At 74.1% G+C, this 20,962-nt stretch carries 21 protein-coding genes; 15 read left to right on the top strand and 6 right to left on the bottom strand.

Going from position 1 to position 20,962, the window contains the following annotated elements:
* The first annotated feature begins 183 nt into the window (after positions 1-183).
* Together ACIBA9_RS21080 and ACIBA9_RS21075 are read left to right on the top strand one after the other, a co-directional pair.
* The gene (locus tag ACIBA9_RS21080) at positions 184-756 is read left to right on the top strand and encodes an XRE family transcriptional regulator (protein ID WP_362160158.1); all 573 of its coding nucleotides are present in this window, start codon (positions 184-186) and stop codon (positions 754-756) included.
* Positions 756-1,475, top strand: a complete 720-nt coding sequence (locus tag ACIBA9_RS21075; RefSeq protein ID WP_399364994.1) for a helical backbone metal receptor — start codon at positions 756-758, stop codon at positions 1,473-1,475. The genes ACIBA9_RS21080 and ACIBA9_RS21075 overlap by 1 nt, the downstream gene beginning before the upstream one ends.
* On the opposite strand, the gene ACIBA9_RS21070 is transcribed toward ACIBA9_RS21075, so the two are convergent.
* Positions 1,387-2,553 (bottom strand): TDT family transporter, encoded by a 1,167-nt coding sequence (locus ACIBA9_RS21070; protein ID WP_399364992.1) that lies wholly within the window; start codon positions 2,551-2,553, stop codon positions 1,387-1,389. The two genes, ACIBA9_RS21075 and ACIBA9_RS21070, sit on opposite strands and share 89 nt — an antisense overlap.
* 70 nt (positions 2,554-2,623) lie before the next feature.
* Between ACIBA9_RS21070 and ACIBA9_RS21065 the strand changes: the two genes are divergently transcribed.
* The gene (locus ACIBA9_RS21065; RefSeq protein WP_399364990.1) at positions 2,624-3,547 is read left to right on the top strand and encodes a LysR family transcriptional regulator; all 924 of its coding nucleotides are present in this window, start codon (positions 2,624-2,626) and stop codon (positions 3,545-3,547) included.
* A gap of 72 nt (positions 3,548-3,619) precedes the next feature.
* On the opposite strand, the gene ACIBA9_RS21060 is transcribed toward ACIBA9_RS21065, so the two are convergent.
* On the bottom strand, positions 3,620-4,306 hold the full coding sequence (locus ACIBA9_RS21060) for a gamma-glutamyl-gamma-aminobutyrate hydrolase family protein (RefSeq protein ID WP_399364988.1): 687 nt from the start codon (positions 4,304-4,306) through the stop codon (positions 3,620-3,622).
* Positions 4,307-4,359: 53 nt separating this feature from the next.
* The gene (locus ACIBA9_RS21055; RefSeq protein ID WP_362160146.1) at positions 4,360-5,112 is read right to left on the bottom strand and encodes an FCD domain-containing protein; all 753 of its coding nucleotides are present in this window, start codon (positions 5,110-5,112) and stop codon (positions 4,360-4,362) included.
* A gap of 96 nt (positions 5,113-5,208) precedes the next feature.
* Between ACIBA9_RS21055 and ACIBA9_RS21050 the strand changes: the two genes are divergently transcribed.
* Genes ACIBA9_RS21050 through ACIBA9_RS21035 form a run of 4 tightly spaced genes read left to right on the top strand, consistent with a single transcriptional unit; the run spans position 5,209 to position 10,005 of the window.
* The gene (locus ACIBA9_RS21050) at positions 5,209-6,567 is read left to right on the top strand and encodes a glutamine synthetase family protein (RefSeq protein ID WP_399364986.1); all 1,359 of its coding nucleotides are present in this window, start codon (positions 5,209-5,211) and stop codon (positions 6,565-6,567) included.
* A gap of 11 nt (positions 6,568-6,578) precedes the next feature.
* Positions 6,579-7,952: an aldehyde dehydrogenase family protein gene (locus tag ACIBA9_RS21045; protein WP_399364984.1), complete on the top strand. Its 1,374-nt coding sequence runs from the start codon at positions 6,579-6,581 to the stop codon at positions 7,950-7,952.
* Entirely contained in the window at positions 7,949-8,731 is a 783-nt protein-coding gene (locus ACIBA9_RS21040; RefSeq protein WP_399364982.1) for a 3-oxoacyl-ACP reductase, read from the top strand. Before ACIBA9_RS21045 ends, ACIBA9_RS21040 begins: the two co-directional genes overlap by 4 nt.
* Before the next feature lie 26 nt (positions 8,732-8,757).
* Positions 8,758-10,005, top strand: coding sequence for a haloacid dehalogenase-like hydrolase (locus tag ACIBA9_RS21035; RefSeq protein ID WP_399364979.1), 1,248 nt, complete (start codon positions 8,758-8,760; stop codon positions 10,003-10,005).
* A 45-nt stretch (positions 10,006-10,050) separates the two neighbouring features.
* On the opposite strand, the gene ACIBA9_RS21030 is transcribed toward ACIBA9_RS21035, so the two are convergent.
* Positions 10,051-11,253, bottom strand: a complete 1,203-nt coding sequence (locus tag ACIBA9_RS21030; protein WP_399364976.1) for an amino acid deaminase/aldolase — start codon at positions 11,251-11,253, stop codon at positions 10,051-10,053.
* A 269-nt stretch (positions 11,254-11,522) separates the two neighbouring features.
* Here ACIBA9_RS21030 and ACIBA9_RS21025 point away from each other — a divergent pair, with 269 nt between their 5' ends.
* Positions 11,523-13,430, top strand: coding sequence for a hypothetical protein (locus ACIBA9_RS21025; RefSeq protein WP_399364973.1), 1,908 nt, complete (start codon positions 11,523-11,525; stop codon positions 13,428-13,430).
* A complete protein-coding gene (mycP, locus tag ACIBA9_RS21020) occupies positions 13,427-14,617 on the top strand; it encodes a type VII secretion-associated serine protease mycosin (RefSeq protein WP_399364971.1) in 1,191 nt (396 codons plus the stop codon). The genes ACIBA9_RS21025 and mycP overlap by 4 nt, the downstream gene beginning before the upstream one ends.
* 79 nt (positions 14,618-14,696) lie before the next feature.
* On the opposite strand, the gene ACIBA9_RS21015 is transcribed toward mycP, so the two are convergent.
* Positions 14,697-15,614, bottom strand: coding sequence for a hypothetical protein (locus ACIBA9_RS21015; protein WP_399365069.1), 918 nt, complete (start codon positions 15,612-15,614; stop codon positions 14,697-14,699).
* Between the two features lie 22 nt (positions 15,615-15,636).
* Here ACIBA9_RS21015 and ACIBA9_RS21010 point away from each other — a divergent pair, with 22 nt between their 5' ends.
* Entirely contained in the window at positions 15,637-16,368 is a 732-nt protein-coding gene (locus tag ACIBA9_RS21010; RefSeq protein WP_362160124.1) for an SseB family protein, read from the top strand.
* A gap of 29 nt (positions 16,369-16,397) precedes the next feature.
* Here ACIBA9_RS21010 and ACIBA9_RS21005 read toward each other — a convergent pair whose 3' ends face one another.
* Entirely contained in the window at positions 16,398-16,754 is a 357-nt protein-coding gene (locus tag ACIBA9_RS21005; protein WP_362160121.1) for a DUF1844 domain-containing protein, read from the bottom strand.
* A 382-nt stretch (positions 16,755-17,136) separates the two neighbouring features.
* On the opposite strand from ACIBA9_RS21005, the gene infC reads away from it, so the two are divergent.
* From infC to ACIBA9_RS20980, 5 genes are all read left to right on the top strand, one after another.
* Entirely contained in the window at positions 17,137-17,847 is a 711-nt protein-coding gene (gene infC, locus ACIBA9_RS21000) for a translation initiation factor IF-3 (protein WP_399365067.1), read from the top strand.
* A 111-nt stretch (positions 17,848-17,958) separates the two neighbouring features.
* A complete protein-coding gene (gene rpmI / locus ACIBA9_RS20995) occupies positions 17,959-18,153 on the top strand; it encodes a 50S ribosomal protein L35 (protein WP_003977225.1) in 195 nt (64 codons plus the stop codon).
* A gap of 106 nt (positions 18,154-18,259) precedes the next feature.
* A complete protein-coding gene (rplT, locus tag ACIBA9_RS20990) occupies positions 18,260-18,643 on the top strand; it encodes a 50S ribosomal protein L20 (protein ID WP_020938960.1) in 384 nt (127 codons plus the stop codon).
* 167 nt (positions 18,644-18,810) lie between these two features.
* Positions 18,811-19,671 carry a TrmH family RNA methyltransferase gene (locus tag ACIBA9_RS20985; protein WP_399364967.1) on the top strand — a complete coding sequence of 287 codons (861 nt, stop codon included), beginning with the start codon at positions 18,811-18,813 and terminating at the stop codon, positions 19,669-19,671.
* A gap of 50 nt (positions 19,672-19,721) precedes the next feature.
* Positions 19,722-20,867, top strand: a complete 1,146-nt coding sequence (locus ACIBA9_RS20980; protein WP_399364965.1) for an ATP-binding protein — start codon at positions 19,722-19,724, stop codon at positions 20,865-20,867.
* Positions 20,868-20,962 lie beyond the last annotated feature (95 nt).

Genomic DNA, 20,962 nt, shown 5'->3' with positions numbered 1-20,962 from the left:
GTGGGCATGTCAGGGATATGGCCGTCGAGTGAAACCGTTCGCCGAACATGCGTAGGGTGCAGAGAAGTCATCGGACGAGCTGTGCCTCCGCGAGGACAGGGCGAGCGGAAGTCATCGGGAGAGGTGTGCCTCCCGAGGGGCACCCGGACAGAGGCACGACGAGCGAGGGAGGGAGCCGGAGCGATGGGCGACCACAAAGACCAGCAGCCCGTACGGGTGGGCGCGGCCGTCCGGCGGCGCCGCCGTGCGCTGGAGCTGACTCTCGCGGCCGTCGCCGAGCGCACCGGTCTGTCGGTGCCCTTCCTCAGCCAGGTCGAGAACGACCGGGCCCGCCCCAGCAGCGGCTCCCTGGAGAAGCTGGCCGACGCCCTGCGCACCACGGCCGTCGAACTCCTCGCCGCCGCCGACCCGGCCGCCAGCGTGGACGTCGTCCGTGCCGAGCCGGTCGCCGAGGGCGACTTCGACGCCCGGACCCGATCCCTGGTGCGCGGCCACCATCAGCTGCACGCCTCCGAGTTCACCGGTGACCATGACGCCGGGCGCGAGTTCCAGCACCGCAACGACGAGTTGATGTACGTCGCCGACGGCGCCGTGGAGATCGAGGCCGAGGGCCGCGCCTACCGTCTCGGCCGCGGCGACACCCTGTATCTGACCGGCGGTGTCCGACACCGCTGGCGGGCCACGGTCCCGGACACCCGGGTCGTGGTGGTCGCGGTCGCGGAGCACATCGAGGCGGTCCAGGACCGCACCCGCTGATGCGGGTCGTCTCGCTGGTGCCGTCGCTGACGGAGGCGGTGGCCGAGACGCTTCCCGGGGTCCTGGTGGGCGCCACCGACTGGTGCGCCCGTCCGGTGGACCTGGACGTCACCCGGATCGGCGGCACGAAGAACCCGCGGGTGGACCGGATCGTGGCGCTCGCCCCCGACCTCGTGATCGCCAACGAGGAGGAGAACCGCGCGCCCGACCTCGACGCCCTGCGCGCCGCCGGCCTGGACGTGCTGGTCACCGAGGTGCGCACCGTGCCACAGGCCTGGACGGAGCTGGACCGGGTCCTGACCGCCTGCGGTGCGCGCGGCCGCCCACGCTGGCTGGACGAGGCGGAGGCGGCCTGGGCCTCGCCGCCCGGCGTCGGGGGCCGCGCGAGGGCCGTCGTGCCGATCTGGCGCCGCCCCTGGATGGTCCTCGGCCGGGACACCTTCGCCGGTGACGTCCTGGCAAGGCTGGGTGTCGGTCAGCTCTGCGCCGCCCACACCGAGCGCTACCCCCGCGTCCCCCTGGAGGAACTCCGCGCGGCCGCCCCGGACCTGGTGGTCCTCCCCGACGAGCCCTACCGCTTCACCGCCGACGACGGCCCCGAGGCCTTCCCCGGGCTGCCCTGCGCGCTGGTCAGCGGACGCCATCTGACCTGGTACGGCCCCTCGCTGGCGCGAGCGCCGCGGGTGCTGGCCGAGGCCCTGCGAGCAGCTCGCCGCTGAGCAGACCGCGCAGGGTGCCGCCGGCGGCCGCGACCCAGGCCGCGACGAGCACCGCGTACAGCGCGACGGCCAAGGCCTCGTATCCGGCCAGCGCGGTGTGCCGGGCCAGCGCCGCGGCACCGGTGACACACGTGCCCACCGGGAAGGTGAACGCCCACCAGGTCATCGCGAACCCCATGCCCCGGCGCCGGGCCCGCACCACGTGCGCGGTCGCCAGCGCCAGCCACAGCAGCGCGAAGCCCATGACCGGCACCCCGTACAGCACGGCGAACACCCTCAGGCCGGTGTCGTAGGGGGCGGGGACGACACCGGGAGCGGCGTCCGCGATCTGCCCGAGGGCGGTGGTGGACTGGCCGAGCGGGCCGAGGACCAGGAACAGGGTCGGGGTGAGCGCGAGCGGCAGCGCACCGTGCACGATCAGCCGGCCGAAGACGAGCGGCAGCATCAGCAGCACGGCGAACAGGCTCAGCCCGAACAGCGCCAGAGAGCCCAGCAGCATGGTCTCGCGGGGCTGACCCGGCGGCAGATGCGGCACGAGCAGGGGGCCGAGCGAGGCCGACACCATGGGCGCGACCAGCGGCAGCAGCCACACCGGGGTGGCCTGGGAGGGCTCGATCCGGTGCCGTACGGCCATCAGATACGGCACGGCGACGGCGGCCGCGAGCCCGACGGCCGTACCGGCGGTGAACAGCACGCCGTCCAGAGCGACGGCCGCCCTCGTGCCGAGCAGGGGCCGGCCGGCGGTCATGGCGCCGCCGCCCACCGCCAGCAGGGCCATGGCCAGACAGCCGTGGAAGGGCGCCATGGCGGGGTCGAGGAGCTGGGCACGGGCCTGCTCGCCGTGGCGGTTCCAGTGCAGGGCCCGGGCGGCCAGCAGGGCTGTGAGCGCCAGCAGCGACAGGGCCCAGAACCCCGCGAGGACACCGCGCGGTCCGGGCCCGTCCCAGGGCAGCGCGGTGCCGGCCGAGCCGACGACGGCGGTGCCCATGACGGCGGCGTACCAGTTGGGGCCGAGGTGCCGGAGCCGGGCGGCGGGGGCGACGACGGGCACGGACACGGGGTGGGCTGCGGTGACCATGGCTCAACCCTTCCGGCGATGTGCTGCCCTGACCAGGGAGTTCATTGCTATGAGGGCATAAGCTGTCCTTATGAGTGAGATGGAGGGGCGGCGCGAGCGCACTCGGTCACTGGCCCACCGGGTGCCGGACCTGGCCGCGTTGGAACTGCTGCTCGCGGTGGCCCGGCTGGGCAGCCTCGGTGCCGCGGCGCGGGAGGTCGGCGTCACCCAGCCCGCCGCGAGCGCCCGGCTGCGCTCGATGGAACGCCAGCTGGGCGTGGCCCTGGTGGACCGCTCGCCCCGCGGTTCCCGGCTCACCGACGCGGGGGCGCTGGTGACGGACTGGGCCCGGCGGGTCGTGGAGGCGGCGGCGGCCTTCGACGCGGGCGCGCGGGCCCTGCGGGACACCCGCGACTCCCGGCTGCGGGTCGCGGCCAGCATGACCATCGCCGAGTACCTGCTGCCCGGCTGGCTCCTGGCGCTGCACGCCGCGCGCCCCGACACGGCCGTCTCGCTGCTCGCGGGCAACTCGGCGAAGGTCGCCGAGCTGCTGCTCTCCGGTGAGGCGGACCTCGGCTTCGTGGAGGGGCTGTCGGTGCCGACCGGCCTGGACTCCACGGTGATCGCCCACGACCGGCTGATCGTCGTCACCGCCCCCGGGCACCCCTGGGCCCGCCGCAGGCGCCCGGTGACGGCGGAGGAGCTCGCGGCGACCCCGCTCATCCTGCGCGAGCGGGGCTCCGGCACCCGGCAGGTCCTGGACGCGGCGCTCGGCGGACTGGCCCGCCCCCTGATCGAGCTGTCCTCGACCACGGCGGTCAAGGCGTCGGCGGTCAGCGGCGCGGGCCCCTCGGTGCTCAGCGAACTGGCGGTGGGGGAGGAGCTGGCGATGCGGCGCCTGGTGAGCGTGCCGGTGGAGGGCATCGCCCTGCGCCGCGCCCTGCGCGCGGTCTGGCCGACCGGGCACCGGCCCACGGGACCCGCCCGGGAACTGCTGTCGCTGACACGGGGGTAGGGAGGGGGCCAGGGGGACGCGGATGTCCGGGGCGATCCCCGTGTGCCCGCGCGGCGAACGCGCCGGTCCGGCTCAGGAGGCGGCTGTGACCAGGGCCCGCATCACCCGCAGGTCCTCGCCCATCTCCGGGTGCCACTGCACCCCCAGCGCCCAGCCCCGCTCCGCGGGCAGCTCGACCGCCTCCACGGTGCCGTCCGCGGCGTAGGCGGAGGGCACCAGCCGATCGCCGAGCCGCTCCACCGCCTGATGGTGGTACGTCGGCACCATCAGCTCCTCCGGGACGATCCCGGCGTAGCGCGTCCCGGGTACCGGCTTCACCGGGTGCCCGCCGAACACGCCGACCGTCTCCGCGTGCCCGTCCAGGTGCTGGACCAGGGTGCCGCCGAGGGCGACGTTGAGCAGCTGCATGCCCCGGCAGACCCCCAGCAGCGGCACCCGGGCCGCCAGGGCCGCCTCGATCAGGGCCAGCTCCCAGGCGTCCCGCTCCGGTGCCGGCGGGCCCGTACGCGGCGAGCGCTCGGCGCCGTACCGGGCCGGATCGACGTCCGGGCCGCCCGCGATCACCAGCGCGTCGAGCCGGGCGACGGTGGCCTCCGCGTGCCGCGGCGCGTCCGGCGGCAGCATCGCCGCGAGCCCCCCGGCCCCCTGCACCAGCCGGGGATAGGCGGCCGGCAGCAGCGCCGCCGCCAGCTCCCACACGCCCCAGCGCGCGCCGGTCTCCAGATACGTGCTCACACCGATCAGTGGTCGTACGGCCATGCCGCCCTCCCTGGAAGTCAAAGGTGCACCTCCATACCTTTGCAGAACCCGGGCTAGGCCAGGAAGCCCCGCAGCAGGGCCGCCGTACCCGCGCAGTGCTCGCGCATCATCTCCCGGGCCCCGTCGGCGTCCCCGTCCAGCACCGCCTCCACCAGCGCGGTGTGCTGCCGCTGGGAGTGCTCGAGGTTGCGCACCAGCAGCGGGATGCAGTCGAGCAGGTCGTTGACCGTGGCCCGGACCGCCGCGTACTGCGCGGTCAGCGTCGGCGAACCGCACAGCTCGGCGAGCGTCAGATGCAGCAGCGTGTCGAGCCGGCGGTAGTCGGCGAGCGGGGCCTCGTGGGTGCGGTCCAGCGCCTCCCGCAGCCGGCCGGCCTGCTCCTCGGTCAGCCCGTGCGCCGCGCACAGCCCGGCCGCCCCCACCTCCAGCACCTCACGGAAACGCAGCACGTCCTCGATGTCGACCGCGCTGATCCGCCGGCGCAGCTCGTCCTCGCCGCCCGCGTCCGCGCGGGGCCGCACGAACGTTCCGCCGTACCGTCCGCGCCGCGCCTCCACCAGTCCCTGGTCCTGGAGCACCTTCAGCACCTCGCGCAGGGTCACCCGGCTGATGCCCAGCCGCTCCGCCAGCTCCCGCTCGGCAGGCAGCCGCTCGCCGCCCGGCACCAGGCCGAGCCGGACGACCTGGAGGATCTGCTCCAGCGCCTCCTCGAAGCCGTTGCCCGCCCGCACCGGCCGCAGCACCGGAGCGAGCCGGTCGTCCAGCCCCCGCGCGTGCGCCTGTTGCCACTCCGTCTCCCGCGACATTCGCCCTACCCCCTTCCCAAGCAATGGTTCTCCGCAATACCTTATGGCTGCCGGCCCGGCCGAAAAAAGCGCGAAAGCGCCGAAGGAGGCTCTCCCGTGGCAGACCGCACCGCCCCGCTCAGCGTCGAGGAACTGCACGCCCTCGTCGCGAGCGGTGAGATCGACACTGTCGTCCTGGCCTTCCCCGACATGCAAGGGCGCCTCCAGGGGAAGCGGTTCGCCGCGCGCTTCTTCCTCGACGAGGTCCTGCGCCACGGCACCGAGGGCTGCAACTACCTGCTCGCCGTCGACACCGAGATGAACACGGTCGACGGCTACGCCATGTCCTCCTGGGACCGCGGCTACGGCGACTTCGCCATGCGCCCCGACACCGCCACCCTGCGCCGCGTCCCCTGGCACCCCGGCACCGCCCTGCTCGTCGCCGACCTCGCCTGGAACGACGGCGCCCCGGTCGTCGCCGCCCCGCGCCAGATCCTGCGCCGCCAGCTGGACCGGCTCGCCGAACTCGGCTACACCGCCCAGGCCGGCACCGAGCTGGAGTTCATCGTCTTCAAGGACAGCTACGAGCAGGCCTGGGACGCGAACTACCGGAACCTGACCCCGGCCAACCAGTACAACGTCGACTACTCCATCCTCGGCACCGGCCGCATCGAACCCCTGCTGCGCCGCCTGCGCAACGACATGGCCGGCGCCGGCCTCACCGTGGAGTCGGCCAAGGGCGAGTGCAACCCCGGCCAGCACGAGATCGCCTTCCGCTACGACGAGGCCCTGCGCACCTGCGACCAGCACGCCCTGTACAAGACCGGGGCCAAGGAGATCGCCGCCCAGGAAGGCGTCTCGATCACCTTCATGGCCAAGTACAACGAGCGCGAGGGCAACTCCTGCCACATCCACCTCTCGCTCGCCGACGCCGACGGCACCAACGCGATGGCGGGCCCCGACGGGATGTCCGACCTGATGCGGCACTTCCTCGCCGGACAGCTCGCCGCCCTGCGCGACTTCTCCCTCCTCTACGCCCCGAACATCAACTCCTACAAGCGGTTCCAGCCCGGCTCCTTCGCCCCCACCGCCGTCGCCTGGGGCCACGACAACCGCACCTGCGCCCTGCGCGTGGTCGGCCACGGCCCCTCGATGCGCTTCGAGAACCGTCTGCCCGGCGGCGACGTGAACCCCTACCTCGCCGTGGCCGGGCTGGTCGCCGCCGGCCTGCACGGCGTCGAGCAGAAGCTGGAACTGCCCGAGCCGTGCTCCGGCAACGCCTACAGCGCCGGTTACGACCACGTGCCGACCACCCTGCGCGAGGCCGCCGAGCTGTGGGAGAACAGCCCCATCGCCCGGGCCGCCTTCGGCGACGAGGTGGTCGCCCACTACCGGAACATGGCCCGCGTCGAGCTGGAGGCCTTCGACGCGGCGGTCACCGACTGGGAGCTGCGCCGCTCCTTCGAACGCCTGTGAAAGGTCACCACGTGTCCGACCCGCACGAGCTGACGGTCCTCGACCCCGCCACGGGACAGGTCGTCGCCATCGTCCCCGCCGCCACCGCCGAGGACGTGGCCACCGCCGTCGCACGGGCCGCGCGCGCCCAGACCCGGTGGGCCGCCCTCGCCCCCGCCGACCGGGCCCGGCTGCTGCGCCGCTTCGCCGATGCCGTCGACGCCCACCGCGAGGAACTCGCCCAGCTGGAGGTCAGGGAGGCCGGCCACACCGTCGGCAACGCCCGCTGGGAGGCCGGCAACGCCCGCGACCTGCTGCTGTACGCCGCCGGCGGCACCGAGCGCCTCCTCGGCCGGCAGATCCCGGCCCCCGGCGGCTGGAACGTCACCTTCCACGAACCCCTCGGCGTCGTCGGCGTGATCGCCCCCTGGAACTTCCCGATGCCCATCGCCGCCTGGGGCTCCTTCCCGGCGCTCGCCGCCGGCAACGCGGTCGTCCTCAAGCCCGCCGAGACCACCCCGCTCACCGCGCTCCGCCTCGCCGAACTCGCCCTGGAGGCAGGCCTGCCCGAGCACCTCTTCCAGGTGCTGCCCGGCTACGGCCACACCACCGGACGCGCTCTGGTCGACCACCCGGACGTCGCCAAGATCGTGTTCACCGGCTCCACCGGCACCGGACGCGAGGTCATGGAGCGCTGCGCCCGCCTGGTCAAGCCGGTCACCCTCGAACTGGGCGGCAAGAGCCCGAGTGTCGTCTTCGCCGACGCCGACCTCGAAGCCGCCCTCGACCCGTTCTCCTTCCTGGACAACGCCGGGCAGGACTGCTGCGCCCGCACCCGCATCCTCGTCCAGGAGTCCGTGTACGAGGAGGCCCGCGCCTTCCTCGCCGACGCCCTCGCCGCCGTCGTCGTCGGCGACCCGGCCGACGAGAAGACCCAGATGGGCCCGCTGATCTCCGCCCGGCAACTGGAGCGCGTACGGTCCTACGTCCCCGAGGACGCACCGGCCCTGCGCGGCAGCGCCCCCGACGGACCCGGCTTCTGGTTCCCGCCGACCGTCCTCACCGGGGAGCCCCACGACGGCCGGGCGGCCCGCGAGGAGATCTTCGGGCCCGTCGCCGTCCTGCTGCCCTTCACCGACGAACAGGACGCCGTACGCCTGGCCAACGACACCCCCTACGGGCTGTCCGGCTCGATCTGGACCCGGGACGTCGGCCGCGCGCTGCGCGTCTCCCAGGCCGTCCGCGCCGGCAACCTGTCCGTGAACTCCCACTCCAGCGTCCGCTACTGGACCCCCTTCGGCGGCTTCAAACAGTCCGGCCTCGGCCGCGAACTGGGCCCCGACGCCCTGACCGCCTTCACCGAAACCAAGAACGTCTTCATCAGCACGGAGGGCCCCGCACAGTGACCGACACCCACGTTTGCCGCCGTCTGCCCGGCCGTACCGCCGTCGTCACCGGTGCCGGCAGCGGCATCGGCCTCGCCACCGCCCGCCGGCTCGCCGCCGAGGGCGCCCAGGTGGTCTGCGCGGACATCGGCGAGAGGGCGGGCAAGGCCGCCGCCGAGGAGGTCGGCGGACTCTTCGTACAGGTCGACGTCACCGACCCCGAGCAGGTCGAGGCGCTGTTCAAGACGGCCTACGACACCTACGGCAGCGTCGACATCGCCTTCAACAACGCCGGCATCTCCCCGCCCGACGACGACTCCATCCTGGAGACCGGCCTGGAGGCCTGGAAGCGCGTCCAGGAGGTCAACCTCACCTCCGTCTACCTGTGCTGCAAGGCGGCCATCCCCTACATGCGCCGCCAGGGCAAGGGCTCCATCATCAACACCGCGTCCTTCGTGGCCCGGATGGGCGCGGCCACCTCCCAGATCTCCTACACGGCCTCCAAGGGCGGCGTGCTCGCCATGTCCCGCGAACTGGGCGTGCAGTTCGCGAGGGAGGGCATCCGGGTCAACGCCCTGTGCCCGGGCCCGGTCGACACCCCCCTGCTGCGGGAGCTGTTCGCCAAGGACCCGGAGCGGGCCGCCCGGCGCCTGGTGCACATCCCGGTCGGACGGTTCGCCCAGGCCGAGGAGATCGCCGCCGCCGTCGCCTTCCTGGCCAGCGACGACTCCTCCTTCGTCAACGCCACCGACTTCCTGGTGGACGGCGGGATCTCCGGCGCGTACGTCACGCCCCTGTAGAACCCGAGGTGTACGGTCCCCGTCGTATGCGACAGCTTTCCGCGTGGACCTTGGCGGCGGCCGCCGTCCTGGCGGCCGCGCCCCCCGCGACCGCGGTGCCCGGTACCACCCCGTCGGCCGACTGCCCCCGCCTGGGCGGCGGTTGGTACGGCGACAACCGCGCCCGTCTGCAACAGGTGATCGACGCCCGCGGTACCTGCTCCGGGCACCGGGGCGCGGTGGCCGCGTTCGACTGGGACAACACGATCACCAAGAACGACGTCACCGACGCCACCCTTTCCTGGGCCCTGCGCCACGACCGCCTGCTGCGCCCGGCCCGCTGGAAGGACACCGGCGCCTGGCTGACGGACGCCGCGGACCGGGCCCTCACCACCGCCTGCGGCACCGGCGCCGCCGGGACGCCCCTGCCCACCTCCGCCCGCCCGCGCTGCACCGACGAGATCGTCGAGATCCGCGAGAACGCCACGACCATGAGCGGGGCCGCCGCCTTCGCGGGCCACTGGAACCACCGGCGCACCGTGCCGCAGTACGCCTGGGTGCCCCAGCTCTTCGCCGGCCGCACCCCCGCGGAGGTCGCCTCCTACGCCCGCGCCGCCCGCCGCGAGGCCCTCGCCGCGCCGCTCGGCGCGACCCGCACCCTCGGCACCCACACGGTCCCCGCCTCCGTGCGCTACTACGACCAGCAGCGCGACCTCGTCCGCACGCTCAGGCAGGCCGGGTTCCGCGTCTACATCGTCTCGGCCGGCTCAAAACCCATCACCGAGGTCTGGTCCCGGGCGATCGGTGTCGACGCGGCCCACACCATCGCCATCCGCTCGGTCCTCGACGGCCGAGGACGCATCACCACCCGCAACGAGGGCTGCGGAGGCGTCCCCGCCTCCCGGGGCGCCGCCATCCCCTACATCGACGGCAAGCGCTGCTGGATCAACCAGGAGATCTACGGCGTCCACGGCGCCCGGGCCTGGCGCCGGCAACCCTGGAAGCTGCGGCCGGCCCTGGCGGGCGGCGACGCGGACACCGACGTCACCTTCGTCGCCGACGCCACCGGAGCCCACCTCGTCGTCAACCGGAACAAGCCGGAACTGATGTGCCGGGCCTACGACGACGCCGACGGACGCTGGGTGGTCAACCCCATGTTCATCGATCCGCTGCCGCGCAGGATGCGGCCGTACCCGTGCGCCACGACGGCCTACACCGCGCCCGACGGCACCCCGGGGCCGGTCCGGCGCGCCGACGGCACCGTGGTGCCGGACCAGGCCGACACGGTCTTCTGACGGCGGCCCCGGCAGGATCCGAAGGAAGGACCCCGGGCGGGCCGCTCACAGGAAGGTGTGTCCCTCGCCCCGATAGGTGGGCACGGTCGCCGTCACCGAGTCCCCCTCGACGAGGTGCAGGGCGTCGAACCGCTCGCACAGTTCCCCCGCCTTGGCGTGCCGGAACCACACCTTGTCCCCGATCAGCAGGTCGTCGGCGGGCGAGCCCAGCAACGGGGTCTGCACCTCGCCGGGGCCTTCCTGCGGGTCGTAGGCGAGCCCGCGCGGCAGGTACGGCACCGGCAGCCGGTCACGACCGGCGGCCCCGGACGCCGGATAGCCGCCACCGAGCACGGTGACGACACCGACACCCGGGCGCCGCACCACCGGCAGCGCGAAGAGGGCGGCCGGACGGCCCGTGAAGGACGTGTAGTTGTCGAACAGACGCGGCACGTACAGCCCCGAACCGGCCGCTATCTCCGTCACCGCGTCCTCGGCGGCGGTGTGCTGCACACTGCCCGTGCCCCCGCCGTTGACGAACTCCAGGCCGGGGGCGACCGCGCGCACCGCGCGCACCACGGCCGCCCGCCGCTCGGCCAGCTCCCGCCGGGCCGCGGCCTGCATCAGCCGGACCGCCCGCGAGCGCAGCGGCCGCCCGGCCACCGCGTCACCGACCCCGGCGATGTGCCCCTCGTACGCCATGATCCCCACCAGCCGGAAACCCGGACGCCGCACCACCGACCGTGCCAGCTCGGCGAGTTGAGCGGGCGAGCGGAGCGGGGAGCGCCGTGCGCCCACCCGCACCCGGCCGCCGAGCAGCCGCAGCGAGGTGTCCAACTCCAGGCAGACCCGCACCACTTCACGACCCCCGGCCCGGGCCGCGTCGATCAGGTCGAGCTGGGCGGGGTCGTCCACGAGTACGGTGACGGCACCGGCGAGCTTGGGATCGGCGGCCAGTTCCGCGAACCCGGCGCGGTCGGCGGACGGATAGGCCAGCAGGATGTCGTCGAACCCCGAACGCGCGAGCCACAGCGACTCGGCCAGGGTGAAGGACATGATGCCCTGGAAGCCGTCCCTGGCCAGCACGCGCTCCAGCAGGGCACGGCAGCGAACCGACTTGCTGGCGACCCGGACCGGCTTGCCGCCGGCCCGGCGGAGCAGATCGTCCGCGTTGGCGTCGAAGGCGTCCAGGTCCACGATCGCGACAGGCGCGTCGAGGTGGGCGGTGGCCCGGTCGTAACGGGCCCTGTCGGCGGCGAGCGCAGTCATGACGGAAGCCTGCCAGACGGGATTACCCCGGGGTAGGGGGACGTACCGGGCAGATGCCCCGACGCCCCGGACTGGTTCTCCGTCACCCCCGGACAACCCGTAGAGTGACGCGCACGTACGGCGGACCCGCCCGGCGCGCCGGCTGAACCGGGAAGCCGGTCCGGCCGTACGGGTATGCGTGCCCGGCGGCGAGCTTCCACCGGGCGAGGCCGAGGAGCAGCGCGGTCCGCGTACGGGAGACGGCCCGGGCGCGAGGAAACGGGGGGTGCATGAGCTCGGAAGCGCGCCACGCCCCCATCCCGCCCCGCCCCTCGACCCCACCCCCGGCCCGTACCCCGGCCCCGGCCCGTCCGCACGAGACACCGGGCGTCGCCCGCGCGGGCGCACCGATGTCCGCGAAGGGGCCGCGTCCCGACGCCCGCTTCGGCCGTCCCGGGTCCGCGCGCCCGGTCGGTGCCGCCTCGGACGCCGACCCGGACGACGAGCCCTCCGTGTTCACCCCCCGCGAGCCCCGGACCGCCGCCGGTTACGGGACGGGCGGCGGCGCGGACTTCGTCGCCGACGACAGCGGTCAGCGCCGTACGGCTGTCTTCGGACACCTCGCCGTGCCCGAGGTCGCCGATCCGGTGAGCCCGCCTCCGCCGCCCGCCTCCGCCCGTTTTCCCGACGCCCCGCCGAACGCGGGCCGGGACGCGCGCCGCGCCGATGCCGGTCCGGCCGACCCCGGCCGGACCACCACCCGGCTGCGCCCGCCCGTGGCCCCCCGGCCGGACGCGCCCGCGCAGGCCTCCTCGGAGACGACCACCCGGCTCCGGCCGCCCGCCCCGGCACCGGACGCCCGGTATCCGGGCCGCACCCCCGACCGCCCCACGACCCCGCCCGCCCCGGGACCGGACGCCCGGAATGCCGGCCGCACCCCCGACCGCCCCACGACCCCGCCCGCCCCGGGACCGGACGTACGGCATCCGGGCCGCACCCCCGACCGCCCCGCGACCCCGCCCGTCCCGGGACCGGACGCCCGGCATCCGGGCCGCACCCCCGACCGCCCCGCGACCCCGCCCGTCCCGGGACCGGACGCCCGGCATCCCGGCCGCACTCCCGACCGCCCCGCGACCCCGCCCGCCCCGGCCGGACCGGGCGGTGACCGGCGTACTCGCGTCACGCCCGCGCCCACGGCCGGCGCCCGGGTGGGCGGTGCGCCGAACGCGGCCGGGGACGGTGCCCGGGGCGGCTCCGGCGCGGGCACCGGGCGCCTCGAATCCCGGCCCGGGCCGGGCGCCTGGAGCCCGCCGGCCCCCGCCCGCCCCGTCGGCCCCCCGTCACCGGCCTCCTCGGCCGCCCCGGACCCGGCGCTGTCCTGGAGCGCCGGCCGGCCGGCCGTGTCGTTCGGGGAGCCGGAGGCGTTCGGCGAGCGGACGCGCCCGCGGGTGCGTCCGCGCACCGCCGCTGCCGCCGCCTGCCTCGTGCTCGGCCTCGGGCTCATCGGCGGTGCCGTCACCGGGAGTTGGCTCACCGGCGACGGGGAGGACCGCCCCTCGGCCGGCGAGTACGCCGGCGCCGGGACGCTCTGGCACAGCACGCCCGTCGACACGTTGTTCCCGGCCACCGTCGAGGGCACCGGTGCCGGACCCGGCGGCGCCGACCGCACCTGGACCCGGATCGCCGTCGCCCCGGACAGCGGCTGCGCCCACGCCTTCGACCCGCTGCTCCTCAAGGCCCTCGCCCCGGTCGGCTGCCGGCGGCTCCTGCGCGCCACCTACACCGACGCCACCCAGACCTACGTCACCACCGTCGGCCTGTTGTTCACCAAGGCCGACCCGGCCGCCATGTCCGCGCTCGCCGGACGCTTCCGCGGCCAACACTTGGACCGGCGCGCCGATCTGATGCCCCGGCCTTACGCGGCCAAGGGCACCGCGGCGGCCGGCTTCGGCGATCGACAGCGCGCCACCTGGACCGTGTCCGTCCTCACCGACGCCCCCGTCGTCGCCTACGCGGTCTCCGGCTGGGCCGACGGCCGCACGGTCGACTCGCCCCAGCCGGCCGCGGACGCCGTCCGCTCCGGCGCCACCTCGGCACCGGCCCAGGCCGGCCTCGGCAACGAGGCGCAGGGCCTGGCCGACCGCGTCGAACGGCGCCTGCGCCAGATCGTCGGCCCGGCCACGGAGAAACCCTCATGAGGCGTCCGATCCGCGGCCACCGCGACCGCCCGGGTCCGCGGGGAGCGGGCACGAGCCTGCTGCTCGCCGGCGCGCTCGTCCTGCTGCCGGCCACCGCCGCGCACGCCGACGGCATCCGCGGACAGCAGTGGGGACTGTCCGCGCTGCGTCTGTCCGAGGCCTGGCGGACCACCAAGGGCAGCGGGGTCACGGTCGCCGTCCTCGACACCGGAGTCGAGGCCGACCACCCCGACCTCGCCGGCAACGTCCTGCCCGCCAAGGACATGATCGGCTTCGGTGCCGGACCGGGTGACCGCGCCTGGGCCCGGCACGGCACCGCCATGGCCGGCATCATCGCCGGTCACGGCCACGGCCCCGGTGACACCGAGGGCGTACTCGGTGTCGCCCCGCAGGCGAGGATCCTTCCGGTCCGCGTGATCCTGGAGGACGGCGACCCCGCCCGTGCCAAGGCCCGCACCACCCGTGGCGACGCCCTCGCCGAAGGCATCCGCTGGGCCGCCGACCACGGTGCCGACGTCATCAACCTCTCCCTCGGCGACGACTCCGACTCCGCCCACCCCGAGCCGAGCGAGGACGAGGCCGTGCAGTACGCCCTGAAGAAGGGCGTCGTCGTGGTGGCCTCGGCGGGCAACGGCGGCGACAAGGGCGACCACGTCTCCTACCCGGCCGCCTACCCGGGCGTCATCGCCGCCACGGCCGTGGACAAGTACGGCACCCGCGCCGCGTTCTCCACCCGCCGGTGGTACGCCGCGGTCAGCGCGCCCGGGGTGAACGTCGTCATCGCGGATCCCGACCACAAGTACTACGAGGGCTGGGGCACGAGCGCGGCCTCCGCCTTCGTCTCCGGCGCGGCGGCCCTGATCAAGGCCGCCCACCCCCGGCTGGCCCCGGCCCAGGTCAAGAGGCTGCTGGAGGACACGGCCCGGGACGCCCCGGTGGGCGGCCGCGACGACTCCCGCGGCTTCGGCATGATCGACCCGGCGGCGGCCCTGGCGGCGGCCGCCCGCCTGAAGCCCCAAGACCTGCGCCCGGCGTCCTACGGCGACCGGTACTTCGGCCCCGGCCCGGACACTCCCAAGGCCCTGGACGCCGCCTCCGACTGGGCGGGCCTCCTGGCGGGCGGCCTGGGCGCAGTCCTGCTGGTGGCCGGCGTGGTCCTGTGGAGAAGCCGCAGGGAAACCCCCTGAAGGGCCGCGCCCCACGCCGCCCCGGGCCTGCCTCGCCCGCCACGCCTAAGCCCCCGCCCTGAAGCCCCTCACCGCCGCCCTAAGCCCCCGCCCTGAAGCCCCTCACCGTCGCCCGTGCGGCCGCTTCCACCAGGGTGACGCCCCGGGCCCGGCTCACCGTGCCCTTCGAGAGGACCGCCAGCAGATAGCCGCTCCCGCCCACCGTCACCCGGCCGACGCTGTTCACGTCCCACAGTCCGGTCGTGCCGCGCGCCAGCCAGCCGTTCTTCAGTGCCCACGAGGAGCCGTCGGCGGCGGCCGAGACCCCCCACACCTGATCGGCCCGCACCCCCGTCATCAGGCCCCGCACATACGCCCGCGACGCGGTGCTCAGCTCCGACCGTTCACCGAACACCTGCCGCAGCACCACCAGTTGGTCCGCGGCCGTCGTCTGCGTCAGCCCCCACAGCTCCCCGGAGCCACCCGAGGTGCCCGTCAGCCCGAACCGTTCGTTCGCCGCGTCCAGCCCGGCAGCCCGCCCGATCGTGTGCCACAGCCGTGTCGCGCAGTCGTTGTCGCTGACCTCGATCATCCGCGTGGCGTACGCCTTCTCGGCCGTCGTCAGCCGCCGGCCCGCGTCCTGCGCCTGGAGCAGCAGCGCGGCCAGGATGTCGACCTTGACGATGCTCGCCGTGTCGAAGGCCGCGTCCCCGTACACCGCGCTCTCCCCGGAGCCGAGTTCCAGCACCGCCGCCGACACCAGCGCGCCCGAGGGCACGGTCACCGCCGCCATCGCCCGCGACAGCGACGCCTCGCGGCCGACCACCGGGGCCGACGGCTCCGTCACGGGTTCCACCGACGCCTCCTCGTGCGCTCCGGCCCGGGAGGTGGCCGAGCGCAACGCCGCCGACGATACGGCCGAGGGCGCCGGGTGCGCACCTGTGCGCGGGCCACCGCCGAGAGTCCGGTGAGGGCGGTGCCGGCCGGTGCGCCCGGCCCCGTACGAGCCCCGGGGCATCTCCCCTATAGGGTCGGTGACCGTGGCGAACAAGAACATTCCCGACCCCGGCTTCTCCGACGACGACGGCTCCGCCGACCCCCGGCTGAGCGCGGCGCTCGCCGCCTGGGCCGAGGACCGTGCGGCCCTGGAACCCGTCCTCGAGGCCCTCAAGGGCGCCCGGCTGCTGGTCCCCGTCGTCGCCGTGCTCGGCGAGGTCGAGGAGGATGGGAACGGGCTGCGCCGCGAGAAGACCAGCGACATGGCCGTCCCCACGCTGAGGGCCGGAGCGCGCACCGCCCTGCCCGCCTTCACCTCCACCGACTCCCTCGCCCGCTGGGACCCCGCGGCCCGCCCGGTCGCCGTACCGCTGCGCCAGGCGCTGGAGGCCGCCGCGCACGAGAAGGCCGACACGGTCGTGCTCGACCTCGCCGGACCGGTGCCGTTCGAGCTGACCGGCCCGGTGCTGCTCGCCCTCGCCGAGGGGCGCACCAGCGTCGATCCGCTCACGGACCCGGCCGTGGTCGAGGCCGTGCGGGCGGCCGTGGCGGCGGAGCCCGCCGTGCTGCGCGCCCACCTCGGCCCCGGGCAGTCCGACGGCACCCTCGCCCTCGTCCTCGACCCGGCCGCCGCGCCCGCCGAGGCCGCCCGGGCGGTCGCCGGGCGGCTCGCGGCCGACGAGACACTGCGGGCCCGCCTGGTGCGCGGTCTCGACCTGGCTCTGCTGCCGGCCGGCACCACCCCACCGGGCGAGCCCTTGTACGTACGCGGCTGACTCGTGCGCTCGCCGCGGCTCCGCGCCGGCTAGCCGTAGACGGGGCCGGTGTACTTCTCGCCGGGGCCCTGGCCCGGCTCGTCCCGGACGACGGACGCCTCGCGGAAGGCCAGCTGGAGCGACTTCAGGCCGTCGCGCAGGGGCGCCGCGTGGAAGGAGCTGATCTCGGTCGTGCTCGCGTCCAGCAGGCCGGCGAGGGCGGTGATCAGCTTGCGGGCCTCGTCGAGGTCCTTGTACTTCTCGCCCTCCTCGCTGAGCCCGAGCTTCACGGCGGAGGCGCTCATCAGGTTGACGGCGACCGTCACGATCACCTCGACGGCGGGGACCTCGGCGATGTCGCGGGTCATCGCGTCGAAGTCGGGAGATTCGGGAGGGGTGTCACTCATGCCCCACACGATAGGTGCTGCGGACCGGCGGCCTTCAATTAGCCCTCGTCAAGCGATCCTGCTAACCTGGTGGAAGACCGGCCGGTCATGTCATGTGAGAACAGGGCAACCGGCCCACAAGTGGAGGCTCCGATTCTCCCACCCGACCGTCCCCAGGGATGGCGGGTCTCCGGTCAGGCGGCCACCATCGTTCCGTACGGACGATGGAGTCGCCCGAATGTGCGCCCCGCGGTCACCGCGGCGGTGCTCCGGTAGTCATTGGAGCCCGCCCGCCTGTGATCGTCCGGGGCATTTTTTGTGTCTCGGCGCGGTTAGGTCTCACGAACAGAGACGTTACGCGGCTGTCCGCCAGACCGTCGCGTGGTGCTACCGAGGAGGATCCATCAGCGCCGAGCCCCGCATCAACGACCGGATTCGCGTTCCAGAGGTGCGACTTGTCGGTCCCAGTGGCGAGCAGGTGGGCATCGTCCCCCTGGCCAAGGCACTGGAGCTTGCGCAGGAGTACGACCTGGACCTGGTCGAGGTGGCGGCGACCGCCCGTCCGCCTGTGTGCAAGCTCATGGACTACGGGAAGTTCAAGTACGAGTCGGCCATGAAGGCCCGTGAGGCGCGCAAGAACCAGGCGCACACGGTCATCAAGGAGATGAAGCTCCGGCCGAAGATCGACCCGCACGACTATGACACCAAGAAGGGTCACGTCGTCCGGTTCCTCAAGCAGGGCGACAAGGTCAAGATCACGATCATGTTCCGTGGTCGCGAGCAGTCCCGGCCCGAGCTGGGCTACCGACTGCTGCAGCGTCTCGCGGAGGACGTCCAGGACCTCGGGTTCGTCGAGTCGAACCCGAAGCAGGACGGCCGAAACATGATCATGGTTCTCGGTCCGCACAAGAAGAAGACCGAGGCGATGGCCGAGGCCCGTCAGGCGCAGGAGGCCCGCAAGGCCGAGGCGAAGGCGAACCCCGGCAAGTCGCAGAACCCTGCCGAGGCAGAGGCGTCCTCCGAGGAGTCCGCCGAGGTTCCGTTCGAGGAGTCCGCCGAGACTCCGTTCGAGGAGTCCGCCGAGACTCCGTTCGAGGAGCATGCCGAGGCGTGATCCCGGGGGACACCCGTCCCCAAGGATCCAACCGAAACAAGAGCGACGCTCCATCGTGCCCGGTTTCACGACCGGGCACCGGAGCGCCACCGACGAGGAGAGAACGGCGCTATGCCGAAGAACAAGTCGCACAGCGGTGCCAGCAAGCGCTTCAAGATCACCGGCTCCGGCAAGGTGCTCCGCGAGCGCGCCGGCAAGCGCCACCTGCTCGAGCACAAGTCGTCCCGCGTCACGCGTCGCCTCACCGGCAACGCCGAGATGGCCCCGGGCGACGCCGCGAAGATCAAGAAGCTTCTCGGCAAGTGACGCACCGGCGCTCACCATTCGCCGAGCGCCGTACGTCAGGACCGGGACCCAGTCGTTTCCGGGTCGTGTGAGCACCCACCACGACCCCGCTACAAGGAGTTAACAAGTGGCACGCGTCAAGCGGGCAGTCAACGCCCACAAGAAGCGCCGGGCGATCCTCGAGGCGGCCTCCGGCTACCGCGGTCAGCGCTCGCGCCTGTACCGCAAGGCCAAGGAGCAGGTCACCCACTCGCTGGTCTACAACTACAACGACCGCAAGAAGCGCAAGGGCGACTTCCGTCAGCTGTGGATCCAGCGCATCAACGCCGCTGCCCGCGCCAACGGCATCACCTACAACCGCTTCATCCAGGGTCTGAAGGCCGCGAACGTCGAGGTCGACCGCAAGATCCTGGCCGAGCTGGCCGTCAACGACGCGAACGCCTTCGCGGCGCTCGTCGAGGTCGCGCAGAAGGCGCTGCCTTCGGACGTCAACGCGCCGAAGGCCGCGTGACGCCGCGCTGGCTCTAGCCGACGCTCACTGGACCCGCAGGCTGTCATGGCTTGCGGGTCCTGCTGTTGGGCCCCTCGGCGCGTTCCCCGGCCGCGGGCCCGTCGTGGTCGCCCGCGCGGTTCCCCCGCGCCCCCTCGGGGGCGTCACCCGTTTGCGAAAGTATGAGGATGCCCTCCGTCTCCCCTGAGCTGATCTCGCCCCGGTCCGCCCGCGTCCTTGCCGCGCGCCGGCTCGCCAAGCGGAACTTCCGGGGAAAGGACCGGCTGTTCCTCGCGGAGGGACCCCAGGCCGTACGGGAGGCCGCCGGGCACCGGACCGGGGCGCAGGCGACGCTCGTCGAGCTGTTCACCACCCTCGAGGCCGCCGAGCGGTACGCCGACATCGTCGCGGCGGCCCGCGCCGCGGGCGCCCAGGTGCACCTGGCCGCCGACGAGGTCATCGCCGACATCTCCACCACGGTCACCCCGCAGGGCCTGGTCGGGGTCTGCCGGTTCCTGGACACCGCGTTCGAGGACATCCTCGCCGCGCGCCCCCGGCTCGTGGCCGTCCTCGCCCACGTGCGCGACCCGGGCAACGCCGGCACCGTGCTGCGCTGCGCCGACGCCGCCGGCGCCGAGGCCGTCGTCCTCACCGACGCCTCCGTCGACCTGTACAACCCCAAGGCCGTCCGGGCCTCGGTCGGCTCGCACTTCCATCTGCCCGTCGCCGTCGGGGTCCCCGTCGAACGGGCCGTCGAGGGGCTGAAGGACGCCGGCGTACGCATCCTCGCCGCCGACGGCGCGGGCGACCGCGACCTCGACGAGGAACTGGACAGGGGCGCCATGGGCGGCCCGACCGCCTGGGTCTTCGGGAACGAGGCCTGGGGGTTGCCCGAGGAGACGCGCGCGCTCGCCGACGCCGTCGTCCGCGTCCCCATCCACGGCAAGGCGGAGAGCCTGAACCTCGCCACCGCCGCGGCCGTATGTCTCTACGCGTCGGCCCGGGCACAGCGCGCCTCCGGAGGGTGCCGCTTCGTCACCCAGAGCTAGTAGGGTGACCAGCTCGGGGCCCTGCGGCGTCTGAGAGGTGGGGTACGGGGATGAGTGTGGCCGGCACGAGCACTGCGCCGGAGGGCCGCGACGGGCGGCGCCCACCCGTGCCGCGGCAGGGCGCCGGCGACACGGCCGGCCTCGGTGTCGATCCCGACCAGCTGCCCGACGGACTCGTCGTCGCCGACGAACAGGGCCGGGTCGTCCGCTTCAACGCCGCCGCCGCACGCGTCACCGCGGTACCGGCCGCCGAGGCCCTCGGCCGGCCTCTGGAGCAGGCGCTGCCCCTGGAGGACCTGGAAGGGCGGCGCTGGTGGCAGCTCACCGACCCCTACGGCGGTCTCGCCATCCGGGTCCGCCAGCCCGAACGCAACCTGCTGCTGCCCGGCGGACGCGAGGTGCTGGTCTCCGCCCGGTACGTGCGCGACGAACCCCTCGGCCCCGTGCGGCAGGTGATCGTCTGCCTGCGGGACACCGAGGCCCGCCGCCGCACCGAGCGCAGCCACGCCGAGCTGATCGCCACCGTCGCCCATGAGCTGCGGTCCCCGCTGACCTCGGTGAAGGGCTTCACCGCCACGCTGCTCGCCAAGTGGGAGCGGTTCACCGACGACCAGAAGCGGCTCATGCTGGAGACGGTCGACGCCGACGCCGACCGCGTCACCCGGCTCATCGCCGAACTGCTGGACATCTCCCGGATCGACAGCGGCCGGCTGGAGGTGCGCCGGCAGCCCGTCGACATAGGAGCCGCCGTCTCCCGGCACATCCAGGCCTATGTCGCCGCCGGCCAGCGCGCCGACCGCTTCCTGCTCCGCATCGAGCAGCCGCTGCCCGCGTTGTGGGCCGACCCCGACAAGGTCGACCAGGTGCTGAGCAACCTGCTGGAAAATGCCGTGCGGCACGGCGAGGGAACCGTCACCATTGACGTCACGCCCTCGGTGTCCCCACGCGAGGGCGAGGAAACCGGCACATCGGTCACGGTGAGCGACGAGGGGCCCGGCATCCCGGAGGAGTCCATGAACCGCGTCTTTACCCGCTTCTGGCGGGGCAGCAAGCGCGGCGGCACGGGCCTCGGGCTGTACATCGTCAAAGGCATCGTCGAGGCCCACGGCGGCACGATCACGGTCGGCCGCGCACCGGGCGGCGGGGCCGAGTTCCGATTTACGCTGCCCGTGGCGGTCCCGGCCTATCTGGCCTGACGCCCCGCGGGCGCATTCGCACACCGTCACCCCGTTAGACTCGGCCTTTGGCACCTTTGTGTCCTGCACGCGGCCCTCGCGAGTCGGTGACGGGG

The sequence above is a fragment of the Streptomyces sp. NPDC051452 genome (genome assembly GCF_044454765.1).
Classification (GTDB): domain Bacteria; phylum Actinomycetota; class Actinomycetes; order Streptomycetales; family Streptomycetaceae; genus Streptomyces.
The sequence above is the reverse complement of the archived record's forward strand: the minus strand, read 5'-3'. Positions and strand labels throughout refer to the sequence as shown.